This is a genomic window from Kribbella sp. NPDC000426, from assembly GCF_040300265.1.
GTDB lineage: Bacteria > Actinomycetota > Actinomycetes > Propionibacteriales > Kribbellaceae > Kribbella.
Map to the genome: position 1 here is coordinate 336,160 of NZ_JBEPDK010000004.1, position 17,543 is coordinate 353,702.

Sequence of the window (17,543 nt, forward strand, 5' to 3'; positions counted from 1 at the left end):
CGTGATGCTAGCGCTCGAGCGGCGCACCGCGGGTCCCCGGGCCGGACAACGGGGTGACGCCTCCGGTGCCACCCCCTGCATTGGTGGCACCGAAGACGGGATTAGGAGAGGTCCAGGGACTTCTGGGCCTCGGCGGCGGCGCGGGACGCGGCCGCTCGTTGTTCGGCTTCGGCGAGGGTGGTGCCGGCGTGCTGGGTCCACCAGGCCTGGCCCTCGGCGGGGAGCGTGTCGATCGGGTCGTAGTACTCGTAGGTGCGGTTCAGCGCCTCGGGGTCCTGCTGCTCGATGCCGGTGCGGTAGTTCTTCTTCCAGTACGAGATGCCGCGGACCTCGTCGTACTCCGAGAGCTGGTGCACCCACCGCTTGCCGACGTACGGGACGTCGCAGACGATGCGCGGAGTCGCGAAGCCGGGCAGGTACCCGAGGATGCCGTGCTGCAGGTGCTGCGCGTCGCGGACCGACACCCGCCAGTGCTCGGAGAACGGGATCATGTCGCACATGTAGAAGTAGTACGGCGTGATGTTCGCGCCGTCGAGCAGGGCGAAGCACAGGTCGAGCAGCTGGTGCACCGAGTCGTTGACGCCGCGCATCAGCACGCCCTGGTTGCGGACGTCGCGCAAACCGGCCTCTAGCATCGCCTTCGAGGCCTCGGCGACCAGCGGCGTCACGGACTGAGCCGCGTTCACATGCGTGTGCATCGCGATCATCACGCCGCGGTTGCGCGCCACCGACGCGACGCGTTCGACGCCGGCCAGGACGTCGGACGAGAGCCAGTGCTGCGGCATCCCCATCAGCGCCTTGGTCGCGAGCCGGATGTCGCGGATGTTCTCGATCTCCAGAAGGCTCATCAAGAACGACTCGAGCCGCGGCCATGGCATGTTCGCCACATCGCCGCCGGAGACGACGACGTCGCGGACACCCGGCGTACGGCGCAGGTAGTCGAGCATGTCGTCGAGCCGGGTCTGCGGCTTGGCGACGAACTTGAGCTTGTCGATGACCGGCGTCGAGTTCCCGACCAGGTCCATGCGGGTGCAGTGCCCGCAGTACTGCGGGCACGTCGGCAGGATCTCCGCAAGGACCTTGGTCGGGTACCTGTGGGTCAACCCCTCCGTGGCCCACATCTCGTGCTCGTGCAACGAGTCCCGGGTTGCGTGCGGGTGCGACGGCCAGTCGGAACGACGGTCACTGAACACCGGCAGCATGTAGCGGCGGACCGGGTCCGCGTAGAAGGCCTCGGTGTAGTCGCCTGAATTGTTGACAGCACCGGACGGCACAATCGTGTTGAGCATCTGCGGCGGCAGCAGCATCGACATCGTCGCGCGCTCGGCCTGGTCCCGGGTGAGGTCGTCGTAGAACCGGTCCTCGAGCAGGTCGCCCATCACGTCGCGCAGCTGCTTCACGTTCTTCACGCAGTGCGACCGCTGCCACTGCACCGAGCGCCATTCCTCGGCCGTGACGTCCTTCCAGCCGGGCAGCCGGGTCCAGTCCGGCTCCACCAGCTCGGCCCGCCGGTACGCGTACGGCTGGCCGTCACCGGGCTCCGAACGAGCCAGCTCCGGGGTGATCAGGTCGGTCACGGGTCCCTCCGCAGGACTTCGGTGGTGTTGCGGTCTCATGTGAGGATAGCGATAGAACTTCCCTCAGATCCAACAGTACGCCGCAAGAATTCTCGTCAAGGCGTGATCTGAGTAGTATTTTGCCTGACCGCTACGAGGAGGACCTGTGTCGTCGAGCCCGGTAGGACTGCATCGTGTACTCGCGCCGTCGGGCGTGTTGCCGCAGGCGGCGGAGAAACTCGACGCACGTCCCGGGATCTGGCCCGACGAGGTCCGCATCGCGGTCGAGCGGCTCAACCTCGACGCCGCGTCGTACCGCCAGCTGGCCGAGGCCCACGGCGGCGACGGTACGGCGATCCGCCGGGCAGTCCTGGACATCGTGAAGACCCGCGGCAAGATGCAGAACCCGGTCACCGGCTCCGGCGGCATGCTCGTCGGCGTGGTCGACGAGGCCGGGCCGGATTCGCCGCTGGGCGTCAAACCCGGCGACCGCGTCGCGACACTAGTTTCACTGACACTAACTCCGCTGCAGATCACCGACGAGCTGAAGGACTGGGACGGCAACAGCGAGCAGGTCCCGGCCCAGGGGCACGCGATCCTGTTCGCGCGGTCGATCGTCGCGAAGCTGCCCGACGACCTGAAGCCCGAGCTCTCGCTGGCCGTGATGGACGTCTGCGGCGCACCCGCGCTGACCGCTCGCGTGGCCCGTTCGTATGTCGACAAAGGCATAAAGCCTGTCGTGTCAGTAATTGGCGGCGCCGGTAAGTCCGGGTCGCTGTCGCTGGCCGCGGCGCGCTCGGCCGGCGCCGCGCGGACGATCGGGATCGTGCCGTTCCAGGCCGAGCAGGACAAGCTGACCGAGGCCGGGATCGCCGATGTCGTCGCGCTGGCCGACGCCCGCGACCCGGTCGCGCTCGCGAACGCCGTCGCCGAGGCCGGGGGACCCGCGGACATCACCGTCGTCTGCGTCGACGTACCCGGCTGTGAGCACGGCGCCGTACTGTCGACCGCCGCCGGGGGCACGGTGATCTTCTTCTCGATGGCGACGTCGTTCTCGGCCGCGGCGCTCGGCGCGGAAGGGCTGGCGGCGGACGTGACGATGCTGGTCGGCAACGGGTACGTGCCCGGGCATGCGGACTTCGCGTTGGAGCTGTTGCGGTCCGAGCCGGGTGTCCGTGGCCTGTTCGAGAGCAGGCTGGCGGAGGATTAGTTCGTGCGCACACTTCTGACGAACGGCTCCGTCTATTCGCCCGCCGACCCCCACGCCACCGCGATCGCCTTCGACGACGGAGTTGTGACGTGGCTGGGCGACGACACCGGCGCGAGTTCGTACGCCGATGGTGCCGACGAGGTGATCGACCTCGATGGCAAGCTGGTCACGCCGGCGTTCGTCGACGCCCACGTCCACACGGCAGGCACCGGAGCCGTGCTGACCGGTCTCGATCTGGCCGGTACGACGTCGTTGACCGAGGCGCTGGACCGCCTGGCGGCGTTCGCAGGCGAGCTCCCCGAGGACGCTGTGATCGACGGCGCAGGTTGGGACGAGACCAAGTGGCCGGAGGGCCGTCCGCCGACCGCTGAGGAGCTCGATCGCGCCGCCGGCGGCCGGCGGGTCTACCTGTCTCGCGTCGACGGCCATTCCGGAGTGATCTCGTCGGCCCTGCTCTCGTCGGCGCGCGGCGCCGACATCGAAGGGACCGGCGGCCTCGACGGCTACGACGCGAGCGGTCGCGTCGAGCGCGACGCGCACCACGCCGTGCGGGACGCGTTGAGCGAGCTGGTCGGGCCGGAGCAGCGCCGGCAGGAGATCCGTGCTGCGTTGCAGCACATGGCGAGCAAGGGGATCGGCGCCTTCCACGAGATGGCCGCGCCGCATATCGGCCCCTTGTGGGAGCTGCCGATCGTCCGCGAAGTGGCCGAGGAGCTTGGCCTGTCCGCAACGCTCTACTGGGGCGAGCCCGGCGTCTTCGAGCACATCGGCACCTACGGACTGGCCGGTCTCGCAGGCGACCTGAACGCGGATGGCGCGCTCGGCTCGCGGACAGCGGCGCTGCGGACGCCGTACGCCGATCGCGCGGATCACCGCGGTCACGCCTACCTGACCGCGGAGCAGATCGCCGAGCACGTGATCGCGTGCACCGAGCGGAACGTCCAGGCCGGCTTCCACTGCATCGGCGACCAGGCGCTCGACAACATCGCCCGCGGCTTCGAACTCGCCGCCGAGAAGGTCGGCATCCAGGCCCTCGTCGCAGCCCGGCACCGGCTCGAGCACGTCGAAATGGTGGACGAGGCAACGATCGCCGTCCTGGCCCGCTGCGGCGTCGTGGCCAGCGTGCAGCCGATGTTCGACGGCCTGTGGGGCGGCCCGGACGGCATGTACGCCGAGCGCGTCGGTGACCGCTGGCAGGGCATGAACCCGTTCGGCTCGCTGGCCCGCGCAGGCGTCGTACTCGCGTTCGGATCGGACGCGCCGGTGACCGAGCTCGGGGGCTGGGAGGCCGTTCGCGCGGCCGCGTTCCACCACGAGAAGCCGGAGCGGATCACGGTCCGGGCGGCGTTCCAGGCGCACACCCGTGGCGGCTGGCGGGCGGCGGGGATCGACGACGCCGGTGTGCTCGCGCCGGGCTCGGCGGCGACGTACGCGATCTGGCAGACCGACGCCGCCCTGGTCGTACAGACGCCGGACGAGCGGGTCGCTGCTTGGTCCACGGACCCGCGGGCCGGCGTACCGGTGCTGCCTGATCTGAGTGAAGCGACGCCGGCCTGCGTACGGACGGTCGTCGGTGGTCGTGTCATCTATGAAGCCGAGGGATTGTGATGCCGAAGAAGCTCGACCTGGATCCGGTCACCGTCCGGAAGGCGCGCAGTCTGGCCCGCAAGGCCGGGAAGCCGATCGTCAACCTGGCCCGGCAGCACACCACGGTGTCGGTCGAGCGAGCGGTACTGCGGCTTGCCGGGCTGACCGGTGCGGACACCGAGGGCATCCCGTGGGTGAACCGGCTAGCCGACACGGTCCGCGCCGACGTCGGGCTCGAGCACGGGCTCGCGCTGCCGGTCTGGGACGCGCTGATTCGCGGTGAGGCCGAGGACCTGGCCGTGCTCGCGCAGAAGGCGGCGTCGGGTTCGGTGACGTTCCGGATGCCTGAGGGACGCGACCTGGCGAGAGCGCGATCGGCTGCCCGCAAGGCGGCGGCTGCCGGGATGAAGCGGATCGACGGCCGGCGGCGGGAGCGGGACCGGCTGGTCAAGCGGCACGGTGACCCGAAGCAGCGGCCGTGGATCTACCTGATCGTCGCCACCGGCGACATCTACGAGGACATCCCGCAGGCGCAGGCGGCCGCGCGGGAGGGTGCCGACATCATCGCGGTGATCCGGTCGACCGGGCAGTCGCTGCTCGACTACGTCCCGGAGGGCGCGACCCGCGAAGGCTTCGCCGGCACGTACGCGACGCAGGAGAACTTCCGCCTGATGCGTGCGGCGCTGGACGAGTCCTCTCGCGAGTTGGGGCGGTACGTGCGGCTGACGAACTATGCGTCGGGCCTGTGCATGCCGGAGATCGCGACGCTGGCCGGGCTCGAGCGGCTCGACATGATGCTGAACGACTCGATGTACGGGATCCTCTTCCGCGACATCAACCCGATCCGGACCTTCGTCGACCAGCGCTTCAGCCGGCAGATCCACGCCCGGGCCGGGATCATCATCAACACCGGCGAGGACAACTACCTGACCACGGCCGACGCCGTCGAGGCCGCGCACACGGTGACGGTCTCGCAGCTCCTGAACGAGTATTTCGCCAAGGAGGCCGGTCTCGAGGACTGGCAGCTCGGGCTCGGGCACGCGTTCGAGATCAACCCGGACCTGCCGGACTCGTTCCGGATGGAGCTGGCGCACGCGATGCTGGCCCGGCAGCTGTTCCCGAACGCGCCGCTGAAGTGGATGCCGCCGACCCGGCACATGACCGGCGACGTGTTCCGCGGGTACCTGCTGGACGGGTTCTTCAACCTGGTCGGCGCGATGACCGGCCAGGGCATCCTGCTGGTCGGGATGATGACCGAGGCGGTCGTGACGCCGTGGATCTCCGACCGCGACCTGGCGCTGCAGAACGTCCGCTACGTGTTGGGTGCCGCAGGCAACCTTCACGAGGACTTCCGGCCGGAGCCGAACGGGTTCATCGCCCAGCGCGCGCGGCAGGTGCTGGGGGAGTCGGTGGAGCTGCTGGAGGAGATCGTCGACGACGGTCTGCTGAACGCGATCGGCGACGGCACCTTCGGGTTGATGAAGCGTCCCCAGGACGCCGGTCGCGGGCTGGACGGTGTCGCCCGGAAGTCGCCGGAGTACTACAACCCGGCCATCGAGCTGCTCGAGGAGGGCGTCCAGTGAGCATCATCCGGCCTTACGGCGACACGACCGGTGACGGCATGGTGCAGCTGTCGTTCACGCTGCCGGTCCCGCACGACAAGCGGGCCGAGGGCGCCGCGGTCCAGCTCGCGAACAAGATGGGCATGGATCCGGCGCTGGTCGTGCACTCCAAGCCGATCGGCGACGACTTCACGTTCTTCGTCGTCTACGGGCCGGTGAACCACCTGGTCGACACCTCCAAGGTCGAGGTGATCGAGCGCGACTACCCGCTGCTGTCGCCGAAGGAGGTCAACCTCGCGATCCGCAAGGGCCTGCGCCGCCGGCTGACCGTGGTCGGCGCCTGCATCGGCACCGACGCGCACACGGTCGGTATCGACGCGATCCTCAACATCAAGGGGTTCGCCGGCGAGAAGGGCCTGGAGTACTACCGCGAGCTGAAGGTCGTGAACCTCGGCGCCCAGGTCGCCGTACCCGAGCTGGTCCGCCGGGCGAAGGCCGACAAGGCCGACGCGATCCTCGTCTCCCAGGTGGTGACCCAGCGCGAGGCGCACGTGCTCAACACCAAGGAGATGTCGGCCGCCTTCCGGGAGGCGTACGCCGAGGACGCCCGGCCCGTATTGGTTGCCGGAGGCCCCCGTTTCACCGAGCAGATGGCGGGTGAGCTCGGCGTCGACCGGGTGTTCGGCCGCGGTACGACGCCGGGCGAGGTGGCCAGCTACCTGGTCGATGCCCTGGTGACGAAGAAGGTCCCGGCGAAGGTTCCGGCGAAGAGGAGCGCTTAGGTGTCCAAGGCAACCATCGGGCTGACCGCCACGCATCGGCGGTACGTCCCCTACAGCCACGCCCACTACGCCGGGAACCTGGTCGACGGCGCGTACGTGCTGGCGCTGTTCGGCGACGTCGCGACCGAGGTCTGCATCCAGGCCGACGGCGACGAGGGGCTGTTCGCGTCGTACTCCGACGTGCAGTTCCTGCAGCCGCTGCGGGCCGGTGACGTTGTGGAGGTGAAGGCAACGATCACCCGGGTCGGGAACCGCAGCCGCGACCTCGAGTTCAGCGCGTACGTCGTCTGCCGCGGCCGCCCCGACAAGTCGGAGTCGGCGGCCGAGGTGCTGGCCGAGCCGCTTGTGATCACGCGCGCAAAGGGAACGGTCGTCGTACCGGTTGGGTGACGATTGGTTGCCCTGGGTAACGATCACGTGGAGTGCTGATACCGCTCTGTAACGTGACCCAGATGAGGGATCCTCGTTTTCCCTTGTGGGGCAGGCGATAGTGTTACAACGGGCTCAAGGAGCCGGGGGAGAGGTTGACACCGTCGCCGCCAGCGAGCATCGTTTTGGGAGTCGTCATATCCCGTTTGTTCAACGGTCACAAGAAGTTCGGCCACCGATGATCCCGCGACGCTGACCAGGTCAGAGCCAGGCTTGAGTCGACGGGGGCTGAGATTGCCGGTGGTTAGCCCCCCGCGGGGCAGAGGTGGAAGAGGCTCGGCGGCCAGTAGACAACAGCCGGACGGTTCGCAGCCAGCGCATCGACGGTTGGTCCGAAGGCACGCTGGGCCTCTTTCCTCTATTCACCTCCCGGAACGTGACGACCCCTTCACTTTCCGCTATGGCCGCCGGATGGCTACTGACCGGATACATTTGCGTGTCCGGGACGTTGTACCGTCGTGCGACCGGCGCCCGCCGGTGAGTGAGGACAAGGGGTTACCGCGTGGACCGGTTGAAGGCTCTGGGGAGGCTCCTGCCCCGGGTGGTGCTGGCCGTCGCCGCCGGCGCGCTGCTCGGGTTCGCGTTCGAACCGCATGACCACCCCTGGCTGACGATCGTCGCCGTACCGCTGCTGCTCGCCGCCCTCGACGGGATATCGATGAAGGCCGGCTTCCTCGTCGGCGCCGGTTTCGGCATCACCTACTACGCGGTCCTGGTCCCGTGGCTGAGTGTGATCGGCGGCGACGCCGCGATCGCCCTCGCCGTGCTCGAGGGGCTGTTCTATGCCGTCTTCGGGTTGTTCGCGACCCAGGTGCTCAAGCTGAAGCTGTGGATGCTGTGGATCCCGGCGCTGTGGGTCGCGACCGAGTTCGCGACCGCGTCGGTGCCGTTCGGCGGGTTCCCCTGGGGACGGCTCGCGTGGGCCTTCTCGGACGCGTCGCTGGGCAAGCTGGCGGCGTACGTCGGCATCCCGGGGCTGAGCTTCGTCGTCGCGTTCGTCGGCGTCCTCGTGTACGCCGTACTCCGCCGGGCGAGCGGGTTGCGCCTGCGGGCCGTGGCGCTCGTCGCCGGTCTGGCGATCGTGTTCGGCAGCTCGCTGATCCACCTGTCGATCGCGGGTGACGGGAAGACTGTGAAGGCCGCGATGGTGCAGGGCAACGTCCCCGGCAAGGGGCTGGAGTTCCTCGGCCGCGCTCGTACCGTCACCAAGAACCACATGAACGCGACGCTCGACCTGGAGAAGCGGGTCCAGGCCGGCACCGAGATGAAGCCGGACCTCGTGATCTGGCCGGAGAACTCGACCGACATCGACCCGTACAAGGACGACGAGACCCGGGCCGACATCGAAGAGGCGGTGCACGCGGTCGGCGTACCGATCCTCGTCGGTGCCGTCACCGAGGGACCTGGGCCGAACGAGCGGCAGACCACCGGCATCGTGTGGGATCCGGTCACCGGGCCGGGGCAGCGGTATGCGAAGCGGCACCCGGTGCCGTTCGGTGAGTACATCCCGTTCCGCAACCAGCTGCTGCCGTACATCAAGCGGCTGGAGATGATCGGCGCGCAGACCGTGCCCGGCGTCGGTCCCGGGGTGATGCCGATCAACGGGGTCACGTACGGCGATGTCATCTGCTTCGAGCTCGCGTACGACAACGTGATCCAGGACGTGGTGAAGGGCGGAGCGCAGGTCCTGATCGTGCAGACCAACAACGCGACGTACGGCGGGACCGGTCAGCCCGAGCAGCAGTTCGCGATCACCCGGATGCGCGCGATCGAGACCGGCCGGACCGTACTGATCGCGTCCACCAGCGGCATCTCCGGCGTGATCCGCCCGGACGGGACGGTCGAGCACAAGTCCGGGCAGTTCGTCTCCGACGTGTACGTTGCTACCGTGCCGGTGCGCGACGGGCACACCCTCGCGACGACGCTGGGCAGCTGGCCCGAGTGGATCCTCACCGGGCTCGGGCTGGTCGGCCTGGTGCTGGCGCTGATCGCCCGGCGCCGGCGCGGCGACGACCCGGAACCCCCACCCGCCCCTGATTCCACCCGGACTCGCGAGAAGGTCCCGGCCTGACCTGTAACACTGGGGTGAATCGCTCGGAGGGTTGAGACATGCCTTGGTTCATCGCGCTCGCGCTGCTGGTCGTGCCGATCCTGGAGATCTACGTGATCATCCAGATCGGCCAGGTGATCGGCGGCTGGCCGACCGTCGCCCTGCTGCTGGTCGAGAGCGCCCTCGGGGCCTGGATCATCAAACGCGAGGGCCGCCGCGCCTGGAACGCACTCCAGTCCGCTTTCCAGACCGGCAAGATGCCCGGCCGCGAACTCTCCGACGCCGCCCTGGTCCTGGTCGGCGGCACCCTGCTGCTGACCCCCGGCTTCGTCACCGACATCTTCGGCTTCTTCTTCGTCCTCCCGTTCACCCGCCCCCTGGCCCGCCGAGCCATGACATCGTTCTTCACCCGCCGCCTCACCACCCAACTAGGCCCCACCGGCCTAACCGGCTTCATCCCCGGCCAAGGCTCAGCCCCACCGCGCCCGTCGTCGTCCGACGACGTGATCCAGGGCGAAGTAATAGACCCGGAAAAGCAGTAGCCCCCGCCCGCGCTGTTTGCGGGCTGCCGCCCGCGGGTCGAGTGCCCTGGGCCGCCGCGGCACGCAGTTGGGATCCAGCGTGGCCGGTGATCGTGGTCAACGCGTTCCGCTACGTGCAGGGTGGTGAGCAGCCGGCGCGACACCGGCGACGCTTCCACGACCGGTCGACGGGTTGCACGCCCCGCGCCGCGGGTGTGCAGCCTGATTGCGTCAGACCACTCGGTCAGAGCGTGCTGAGATCCACCGTGACCGGGAAGGGTGCGGTGGCCTTCACGTTTCCGGTGAAGACCTCCGCGTCCCGGTAGGCCTGGGTGGCCGGGTCCAGCACGTAGGTGTAGACGAGAGGGACCCCGGTGGCCGCTTGCTCGACTCGCCAGTAGAACGCGATCCCGGCCTTCGCGTACTGGTCTACCTTCACGACCCTGTCGGTCGTCTCCGAGCCTGGCGAGACGACCTCGACGATGAGGAGCACATGCTCGGGCCGGGTGGGGGAGACGTCGATCGTGTCTGCCCGGTAGACCACCACGTCCGGCCGGCGATTCGTCAGCGGCACGTTCTGCAATCGGACGTCGAAATCCGTGTCGGCATTCCAGTCCGGACCCGCGGCAAGGTCCAGCGCGTTCGCGAGGATGCGCGCGAGTCGATTGTGACGCTTGGAGGCGCTCGGGGTCACAAGGACCATCCCGTCCACGATCTCGATACCAGCACACTGCTCGGGGGACCACGTGTCGTACTGCTCGGCAGTGATCTGTGCGTGCATCCACGCCGGAGCAACCATGTCAGCGCTCACGGCATGCCTCCTTCGAATCCGCGACGGCACAGTGCTACGCATGTGAGCATACCGGGGACCGTCATCGCGCGGATGTGGGTCGTGGCGTGACCCTGGCGGTCCCTTGGCGCACACTGGCGGGGTGACTTGGACCGGGCGGCTGGTGGGGTGGTTGCGGGGGCGGGACTCCGGGTTGGCTGCTACTCGGCGGGCGGGGCGGACGGCGTTGGTTATGCCTGCGTTGTTTGCGGTTTGCGCGGAGGTTTTGCGGGCGCCTGTTGTTGCGACGTTTGCGGCGTTCGGGGCGTTTGCGATGTTGTTGCTGGTCGACTTCACAGGAAGCACGATTCAGCGGTTGCGGGCCCAGGTTCAGCTGGCGATTGCGTGGCTTGTGCTCGTGTCGCTCGGTACGTTGGCCGGCCAGTCCGTCTGGTCCGCGATCGTCGGCACGGTCGTCGTCGCCTTCGCCGTACTGTTCGCCGGTGTGGTCAGCTCCGTGCTGGCCGGCGCGAGTACTTCGATGCTCCTGGCGTTCATCCTGTCGGTGGCGACACCGACGCCGGTCTCGATGCTGCCGGACCGCCTAGCCGGGGTCGCGATCGCAGGGTTGGCCAGTGTCCTCGCCGTACTGCTTCTGTGGCCGCGCCCCGCTGCCGACCCGCTCGGTCTGCCGGCGGCGCGCGTATGTCGGGCAGTCGCTATGCAATTGCGTGCGGAGGCCAGCGACACCGTCGAGGTCTGCACGATGCGGACCGAACAGACGACCGCCCTCATCCACGAGCTCCGCCGTACGTTCACCGCGACGCCCTACCGACCAACCGGCCTCTCCACCGGCTCCAGAGCGCTCGTCCGCCTCGTCGACGAGCTCACCTGGCTGACCACGATCCTGAACGAGTCCGGCCCGGTCGCGGCCCGCGGAGCCGCCGACGACCCGGACTCGTCAGCGGTCCACTTCGCCGCGGCGACCGTGCTCGACCTCAGCGCCGAGCTACTGGAAAACCCGTCCCTCGCACCCGACAAACTGACCGCGGCGATAGCTGAGCTCCGCGACGCCGTCACCGCCCTCGAGAAGGGCGCGGTCACTCGCCTCCCGGCCGCACAGAACGAGGGCATGGCCAGCTTCTTCGGCGCCCTCAACGTCTCATTCCGAGCCCAGGAGATCGCGTTCGGCGTCCTGCTGGTCGGGCAGAATGTCGAGACCGCTCGCGTCGCGGACCAGCGCGGCTGGACCGACCGGCTGCTCGGCCGCGAGCCGAAGTCGCTGACCGCGCCGTTCGCCAGCGCCGCCGAACGCGCCGCCGCGCACCTCGAACCGCACTCGGTCTGGCTGCACAACAGCATCCGCGGCGCCGTCGGCCTCGCGATCGCGGTCGGCGTCGCCAACTTCACCGGCGTCGCGCACGGCTTCTGGGTCATCCTCGGAGCACTGTCCGTCCTCCGCTCGAACGCGCTCAACACCGGCCAGAACGCCTACCGCGCGATCGGCGGCACAGTCGTCGGGTCCGTCCTCGGTGCAGGCCTCCTGGCCCTGATCGGCGAGAACCGGATCGCGTTGTGGATCCTGCTGCCGCTCGCGGTCCTGTTCGCCGGCATCGTCCCGGCCGCGGTCTCGTTCGCGGCGGGGCAGGCAGCCTTCACCGTGACGCTGGTGATCCTGTTCAACATCGCCGCCCCTGAGGGCTGGTCGCTGATCCTGTTCCGCATCGAGGACATCGCACTCGGCTGCGCCGTCAGCGTCCTCGTCGGACTCTTGTTCTGGCCTCGAGGAGCCTCCGCGGCCGTCGGCAAAGCCCTGTCGGAGGCGTACGTCGACAGTGTGAACTACCTCGTCGGCGCCGTCAGCTATGCCGTCTCCTGCTGCGTACCGGGATCCCGCCCCACCACCCCACAAGACAGCCGCCGAGCCGCCGCAGCGGCCCGTCGACTCGACGACGCCTTCCGCACGTACCTCGCCGAACGCGGCCCGAAGCCGATCCCGCTCAGCGAGATGACAGCACTCGTCACCGGAGTCGTCGCGGTGCGCCTGGCCGCGGACGCCGTACTGGAGTTGTGGGAGCGGAGCGCCGACGGCCAGCCGCCCTCTGACGACCGCGCTGCCGCTCAATCGGCCCTGCTCGCGTTGGCGGACCGCCTGCTCGACTGGTACACGACGCTCGCCGCGGCCATCGACGTAGAAGGCCGGCTCCCCGAGCCGCTGGCGTACGACCACGAGACGAAGCACCGCCTGCTGGAGGCGGTTCAGCGCGACCTGTACGACGCAGACGGGCGTGCAACGCCGACCGCGATCCGCATGCTCTGGACCGCCGACCACCTGGAAGTCGTACGACGCCTGCAGCCGGGCCTCACGACCGCGGCCGACCAAACAGCGGCCAACCAGCCGGCTACTGCGTGAGGCTGTTGCCGATGAACGCCAGGGTCAGCGCCTCGACCTGACGAAGCTGCGACTCGCTGAGGTCGCGCAGCGGCCCGTGGGTCGTGAGGGTCGCTGTCCCGTGGACCGTGGCCCAGATCGGGTACTCGATGCCCTCGCGGCGCTCTGGCGTCAGGACGCCGGCTTCGACCAGCTCGTCCAGGGCGGCGCGCAACAGGCTCAGCGGCGTACGGTCAGCCTCTCCCGCGACTCCGTACGCGTGCTGCTGCGGGAGCGCGTACGCCGCCGCGAACAGGCCCGGCTCGTCGTGCGCAAAGCGCATGTAGGCGGTGCCGATCGCGCCGAGGCGTCGCTGGGCGGCCGCGGGGTTGCCGCGTTTGCCGCGAACGCGGGCGATCTCGGCCGTCATCCGGTCGGCCAGCTCGAGCATGGCGGCGGCGCAGACCTCGGCCAGCAGCTCGTCGCGGTCCGCGAAATGCCGGTAGGCAGCGTTCGGTACGACGCCGACCGCGCGGGTCGCCTCCCGCAGTACGACGGCGTCGGGCCCGCCGGCGCGAGCCAGCTCGACCCCGGCCGCGACCAGACCGGCGCGCACGTCGCCGCGGGGGCGCCGTCGCCGGGGCGGGGCGGCTGCTGCTGGGTCGGCCGGGTTCACCCGATCAGAGTACCAATGTGGACACTGTCCACAAAACATGTAATGTGGACAGTGTCCACAAAACCTGGGAGGCATCCGATGGATGGGAAGACAGCGACGGAAGTGGGGCGGAAGAAGCAGGCATTGCTGACGGCGGACGAGTGGTTCGGCGGAGGTGAGCGTCGCTGGTACGACGCGGCGTCCGCTCGCCTGCTGACCGATGCGGAGGGGGAGCGGGGGAGCGGCCTGGTGAAGGTCTTCGGCCGGACGACCGGGGCGGTGAGTCCGGACGCGGTGTGGCTGACGATGCTGCCCGGATTCCCCGAAGGCTCGTACGGCTGGGCGCAGGTCGATCGGCTCCTGCCGGCCGGTCTCGGTCCGCGCTTGTACGTCGAACCGGTGGGGCAAGGCGACTCCGACAAGCCGAAGGGCTATCCGTACTCGACCGTCGAGCGCGCCGATCTGATCGGGGCCTGGTGGCGGCACCACGACGTGCGACGTACCGTCGTGGTCACGTTCGACTACACCTCGCTGGCGTTGCTCGAGTTGTTGCGCCGGCAACTGGAACGGCCGGGCGGGCCTGTGATTACTGCGGTGTTCATGATCAACGGCGGCCTGTACGCCGACGCTCACTCGCACCCGTTGCGGGGTACGCCGTTGCTGCGGTCGCCGCTCGGGGCGTTCATCGCCAAGGGCTCGCAGAAGTCGCCGGTCGTGCTCGCGCAGGGCTTCAAGCAGGCGCGTCTGTACTCCGCCGGCAACGAGCCGAGCGAGGCTGAGATGGCCGAGGTGTGGTCGGCGCTGGTACGGCGTGATGGCGCGAGGTTCCTGCACGAGGGCGCGGGCTTCGTGAAGGAGCATCGCCGCAACTCCGGCCGCTGGGACCTCGCCGCGATCGCCCGCGAGCTGAAAGGCTCGGTGCCCATCGCCATCGGCGGAAGCGTCGAAGACCCGTACGAACACCGCCAGGTCGACGCGACCCGCGAACGCGTCCCCGAAGCCGAGATCATCACCTTCCCCGGCGGCCACCTCACCACCAGCGAACGGCCGGCCCTCCTCGCCGAGGCAATCACCCGCTTCGCCGCCCGGCACGGCGTCGAGGAAGCGCCCTGACATGCGAACCACGATCAAGATCGTTGTCAACGGCATCGGGATCTACCTCGCGTCACTGGCCGCACGACCGGTCCTCGAGTTCCAGGGCTCGGGCCTGCAACTGCTCTTGACAGTGGTGCTCGTCGGACTGGTCTTCGGCCTGTTCAACACCTATGCGGTGGCGAGCGGCCTCAAATGGCCGCTTGCCCTCGCACTCGTCTTCGCCGGCAACGTTCTGCTGCTCCGGCTGGTTGCCGAAGGCACCGAGCACCTGGCGTCGCGGCTGTACTTCGAAAACTTCTGGCCGGTGCTGGCCGGTGGGGTGATCGCGACAACCGTCGCGTTCGTCCTGCGGGCTCTGTTGCCGCAGCGATCACTCAGGGAGGCAATGGTATGAACGACTCAACTGTTCCGGCGCAATATGTGACCGGCAAGGTACGCGACGGGATCGAGCAGGCTCTTGTTGCTGCTGGCAAGGACTTGGACGGGCTGAAGCCGGCGGACCTGGCGCTGGTGGAGGACTACCACACCGGTGGCCGGCTTGCGACGGTGCAGCTCGTGGATCTGCTCGAGTTGACCGCGGAGAGCGAGGTGCTCGACGACGGGTCGGGGATCGGCGGTACGGCGCGGTACCTCGCCGACCGCTTCGGGTGCGCGGTGACCGCCGTGGACCTGTCCGACGAGTACTGCGAGACCGCGGACTGGCTCAACCGGCTCGTTGGCCTCGACGACAAGATCGTCGTACGGCAGGGAGATGTGACCTCGCTGCCGCTGGACGATGCGTCCGTCGACGTCGTGTTCAGCCAGCACGTGCAGATGAACGTGGCACGCAAGGACCGGCTCTACCAAGAGGCCGGACGGGTACTGCGGGACGGCGGCCGGCTCGCGCTCTGGGACATCATGGCCGGGGACGGCGGCGAGCTCGACTACCCGCTGCCGTGGGCGGACAGCCCGGAGCACAGCTTCCTCGTCCCGCCGAGCGTCGTACGGAACGAGATCGAGGCAGCAGGCTTCACCGTCACCCACTGGGCGGATCTCACCGACCAGGTCGGCGCGATGATGCGGATGATCCAGTCTCAACCACCGAGCCCGCTCGGCCTGCACGCCTTCGTCCCGACCTTCCGCGAGCGGGTGAAGCATCTGACCGAGGCCCTGATCGACGGCCGAGTCCGTGCCGTGCAGGCGATCGCCACGGTCAGCCCCTGAACACGTCGCTGAACATGTCCTTGAACACGTGCTCGGTGAACCGCGCGGCCATCGACTCGTGGGTCTCGGCGCCCGGGTGGAGGTCGTCGGCCAACGGGTGCGCGGCGTTGTCGGCCTCGCCGTACAGCGTCCGCCCGTCGAGGTAGTGAAGGTTGGGGTCGGAGGCGGCGCGCTGGGCGACGATGCGGGCGAGCTCGGCGCGGATGACCGACAGCGTCAGCTTGCCGGCCGGGATCTCCTTGGGGTTGCCGGTGGCAACGAAGCGCAGTTCACCGGTGGCGAGCGCCGACAGGTCCCAACCGGTGGGGCCGGGCGTGTCCTCGTGGATCGGGCAGAGGATGGGGGAGACGACCAGGAGCGGCGTGTCGGGGTGCCCGTCGCGGATGGTGTCGAGGAAGCCGTGGACGGCCGGTGTGAACGACCGGAGCCGGAGGCCGTCGGTGTTCACGATGTTGATGCCGAGCTTGACGCTGATCAGGTCGGCGGGCGTGTCGCGGATCGTCCGGGCGATGAACGGCTGCAGGAACGCGCTGCCGCCGAAGCCCAGGTTGACCAGCTCCACCCCGGCCTGGGCCGCGGCGAGGGCCGGCCAGGTGCCGGTCGGGTGGGTCGCGTTCGAGCCGTGGCTGATCGAGCTGCCGTGGTGCAGCCAGACGCGACCCGCGGCCGGGACCGGCTCGACCGGGGCATCGGTGCGCAGGGCAACGAGTTCGGTGGTCTCGTCGTGCGGCAGCCAGATCTCGACGGTCTTCGCCGCGGCCGGCAGACCGCTGACAGTCAGCGTCTGCGGCTGGCCCGGACGGGTCTCGGCGGTGCCGGTCGTCAGGTCGATCGTGATCACGTCACCGCCGGCGGCCGTGAGCTGCGTATGGAGCCGGCCGTCGACGAGTACGTCGTACACGCCGTCGGGCCGCGGGGGAGCGCCGGTGTAGTCGCGCTTGGTCGGCAGTGTGTCGAGCTCGATGACGGTCGCCGACGTACGGAAGACCAGCCGGACGCCGGAGGGCTGGGTCTCGACCATCGACATCTGGGCGTCGTTGTACTGCGTGCGCGCCCAGGCGGGCAACCGGTGGGGCATCAGGCCGCGGCCGGTGGGTTCGAGCTCGTATCCACCGCGGAGCAGGTCCGTGGTGACGGGGGTGGTGATCAAGGTCAGCTCCAGCTGCGAAGGAGGGTGTCCAGTGCGTCGATGATGCGCGGCCAACTGTCGTCGGAGCTTGGCTCGGTAAAGCCGAACGTGCCGGCCGACTCGAGTTGGATGTAGCCGTGGATGGTGCTGCCGAGCAGGCGTACTGCGTCGGTCTGGGCGGGCTCGCCGAGGTCGTATCCGCGAAGGACGGCCCGGGTGAGCTCCGAGTGCCGGCGCCCGCTGTCGACGTGTTCAGGAGTTGGGCTGCCGGGCACGAAGCGGGTCGCGGTGTAGCGGCCCGGGTGCTTGTGGGCGTAGTTGCGGTAGACGTCCGCCAGGGCGGCCAGCGCATCGCGACCGGCCCGGCCCGCCACGGCGGTGGCGGCCTGGTCGGCCAGCTCGGTCAGGGCGACGGTGGCGATGCGCGCTTTGAGGTCGGCGGAGCTCCGGACATGCGAGTACAGACTCGCGACCTGTACGCCGAACTGACGCGCGAGCGCGGACACGGTGACCTGGTCGAAGCCGACCTCGTCGGCCAGCTCGGCGCCCGCGTGAGCCAGCCGCTCGCCGGTCAATCCTGCTCGTGCCATAACTCATTATGGAATTACCTAAAGGCTTTAGGCA

General features: G+C 69.1%; 16 protein-coding genes. 11 read left to right on the forward strand and 5 right to left on the reverse strand.

The window, feature by feature from the left end:
* Window positions 1–101: 101 nt before the first annotated feature.
* Window positions 102–1,577, reverse strand: a complete 1,476-nt coding sequence (locus ABT313_RS20785; RefSeq protein ID WP_350856034.1) for a KamA family radical SAM protein — start codon at window positions 1,575–1,577, stop codon at window positions 102–104.
* Window positions 1,578–1,722: 145 nt separating this feature from the next.
* On the opposite strand from ABT313_RS20785, the gene kdd reads away from it, so the two are divergent.
* The 7 genes from kdd to ABT313_RS20820 all read left to right on the forward strand — a co-directional run bounded on the left by kdd (window position 1,723) and on the right by ABT313_RS20820 (window position 9,718).
* A complete protein-coding gene (kdd, locus tag ABT313_RS20790) occupies window positions 1,723–2,766 on the forward strand; it encodes an L-erythro-3,5-diaminohexanoate dehydrogenase (RefSeq protein WP_350856037.1) in 1,044 nt (347 codons plus the stop codon).
* Window positions 2,767–2,769: 3 nt separating this feature from the next.
* Window positions 2,770–4,374 (forward strand): amidohydrolase, encoded by a 1,605-nt coding sequence (locus ABT313_RS20795; RefSeq protein ID WP_350856040.1) that lies wholly within the window; start codon window positions 2,770–2,772, stop codon window positions 4,372–4,374.
* The gene (gene kamD, locus ABT313_RS20800) at window positions 4,374–5,936 is read left to right on the forward strand and encodes a lysine 5,6-aminomutase subunit alpha (RefSeq protein WP_350856042.1); all 1,563 of its coding nucleotides are present in this window, start codon (window positions 4,374–4,376) and stop codon (window positions 5,934–5,936) included. Before ABT313_RS20795 ends, kamD begins: the two co-directional genes overlap by 1 nt.
* Window positions 5,933–6,697 (forward strand): lysine 5,6-aminomutase subunit beta, encoded by a 765-nt coding sequence (gene kamE, locus ABT313_RS20805; RefSeq protein ID WP_350856044.1) that lies wholly within the window; start codon window positions 5,933–5,935, stop codon window positions 6,695–6,697. The genes kamD and kamE overlap by 4 nt, the downstream gene beginning before the upstream one ends.
* On the forward strand, window positions 6,698–7,087 hold the full coding sequence (gene kal / locus ABT313_RS20810) for a 3-aminobutyryl-CoA ammonia lyase (protein WP_350856046.1): 390 nt from the start codon (window positions 6,698–6,700) through the stop codon (window positions 7,085–7,087).
* 541 nt (window positions 7,088–7,628) lie between these two features.
* Complete coding sequence (lnt, locus tag ABT313_RS20815; protein ID WP_350856049.1) at window positions 7,629–9,197, forward strand: apolipoprotein N-acyltransferase; 1,569 nt, start codon at window positions 7,629–7,631, stop codon at window positions 9,195–9,197.
* A gap of 38 nt (window positions 9,198–9,235) precedes the next feature.
* A complete protein-coding gene (locus ABT313_RS20820; protein WP_350856052.1) occupies window positions 9,236–9,718 on the forward strand; it encodes an FxsA family protein in 483 nt (160 codons plus the stop codon).
* Between the two features lie 223 nt (window positions 9,719–9,941).
* Here the strand turns inward: ABT313_RS20820 and ABT313_RS20825 are convergent, their stop codons facing one another.
* Window positions 9,942–10,508 carry a Uma2 family endonuclease gene (locus ABT313_RS20825; RefSeq protein WP_350856055.1) on the reverse strand — a complete coding sequence of 189 codons (567 nt, stop codon included), beginning with the start codon at window positions 10,506–10,508 and terminating at the stop codon, window positions 9,942–9,944.
* Window positions 10,509–10,800: 292 nt separating this feature from the next.
* Here ABT313_RS20825 and ABT313_RS20830 point away from each other — a divergent pair, with 292 nt between their 5' ends.
* On the forward strand, window positions 10,801–12,879 hold the full coding sequence (locus ABT313_RS20830) for an FUSC family protein (protein ID WP_350856058.1): 2,079 nt from the start codon (window positions 10,801–10,803) through the stop codon (window positions 12,877–12,879).
* Here ABT313_RS20830 and ABT313_RS20835 read toward each other — a convergent pair.
* Window positions 12,869–13,453: a TetR/AcrR family transcriptional regulator gene (locus ABT313_RS20835; protein ID WP_502884014.1), complete on the reverse strand. Its 585-nt coding sequence runs from the start codon at window positions 13,451–13,453 to the stop codon at window positions 12,869–12,871. The two genes, ABT313_RS20830 and ABT313_RS20835, sit on opposite strands and share 11 nt — an antisense overlap.
* A gap of 138 nt (window positions 13,454–13,591) precedes the next feature.
* On the opposite strand from ABT313_RS20835, the gene ABT313_RS20840 reads away from it, so the two are divergent.
* From ABT313_RS20840 to ABT313_RS20850, 3 genes are read left to right on the forward strand one after another with little or no spacing between them, the layout of a single operon-like run.
* Window positions 13,592–14,605: an alpha/beta fold hydrolase gene (locus ABT313_RS20840; RefSeq protein WP_350856064.1), complete on the forward strand. Its 1,014-nt coding sequence runs from the start codon at window positions 13,592–13,594 to the stop codon at window positions 14,603–14,605.
* Between the two features lies 1 nt (window position 14,606).
* The gene (locus tag ABT313_RS20845) at window positions 14,607–14,981 is read left to right on the forward strand and encodes a hypothetical protein (protein ID WP_350856067.1); all 375 of its coding nucleotides are present in this window, start codon (window positions 14,607–14,609) and stop codon (window positions 14,979–14,981) included.
* Window positions 14,978–15,790 (forward strand): class I SAM-dependent methyltransferase, encoded by an 813-nt coding sequence (locus ABT313_RS20850; RefSeq protein WP_350856069.1) that lies wholly within the window; start codon window positions 14,978–14,980, stop codon window positions 15,788–15,790. Before ABT313_RS20845 ends, ABT313_RS20850 begins: the two co-directional genes overlap by 4 nt.
* On the opposite strand, the gene ABT313_RS20855 is transcribed toward ABT313_RS20850, so the two are convergent.
* Both ABT313_RS20855 and ABT313_RS20860 read right to left on the reverse strand, forming a co-directional pair.
* The gene (locus tag ABT313_RS20855; RefSeq protein WP_350856072.1) at window positions 15,780–16,940 is read right to left on the reverse strand and encodes a GDSL-type esterase/lipase family protein; all 1,161 of its coding nucleotides are present in this window, start codon (window positions 16,938–16,940) and stop codon (window positions 15,780–15,782) included. The genes ABT313_RS20850 and ABT313_RS20855 overlap by 11 nt on opposite strands.
* A gap of 2 nt (window positions 16,941–16,942) precedes the next feature.
* Window positions 16,943–17,509, reverse strand: coding sequence for a TetR/AcrR family transcriptional regulator (locus tag ABT313_RS20860; RefSeq protein WP_350856075.1), 567 nt, complete (start codon window positions 17,507–17,509; stop codon window positions 16,943–16,945).
* Window positions 17,510–17,543 lie beyond the last annotated feature (34 nt).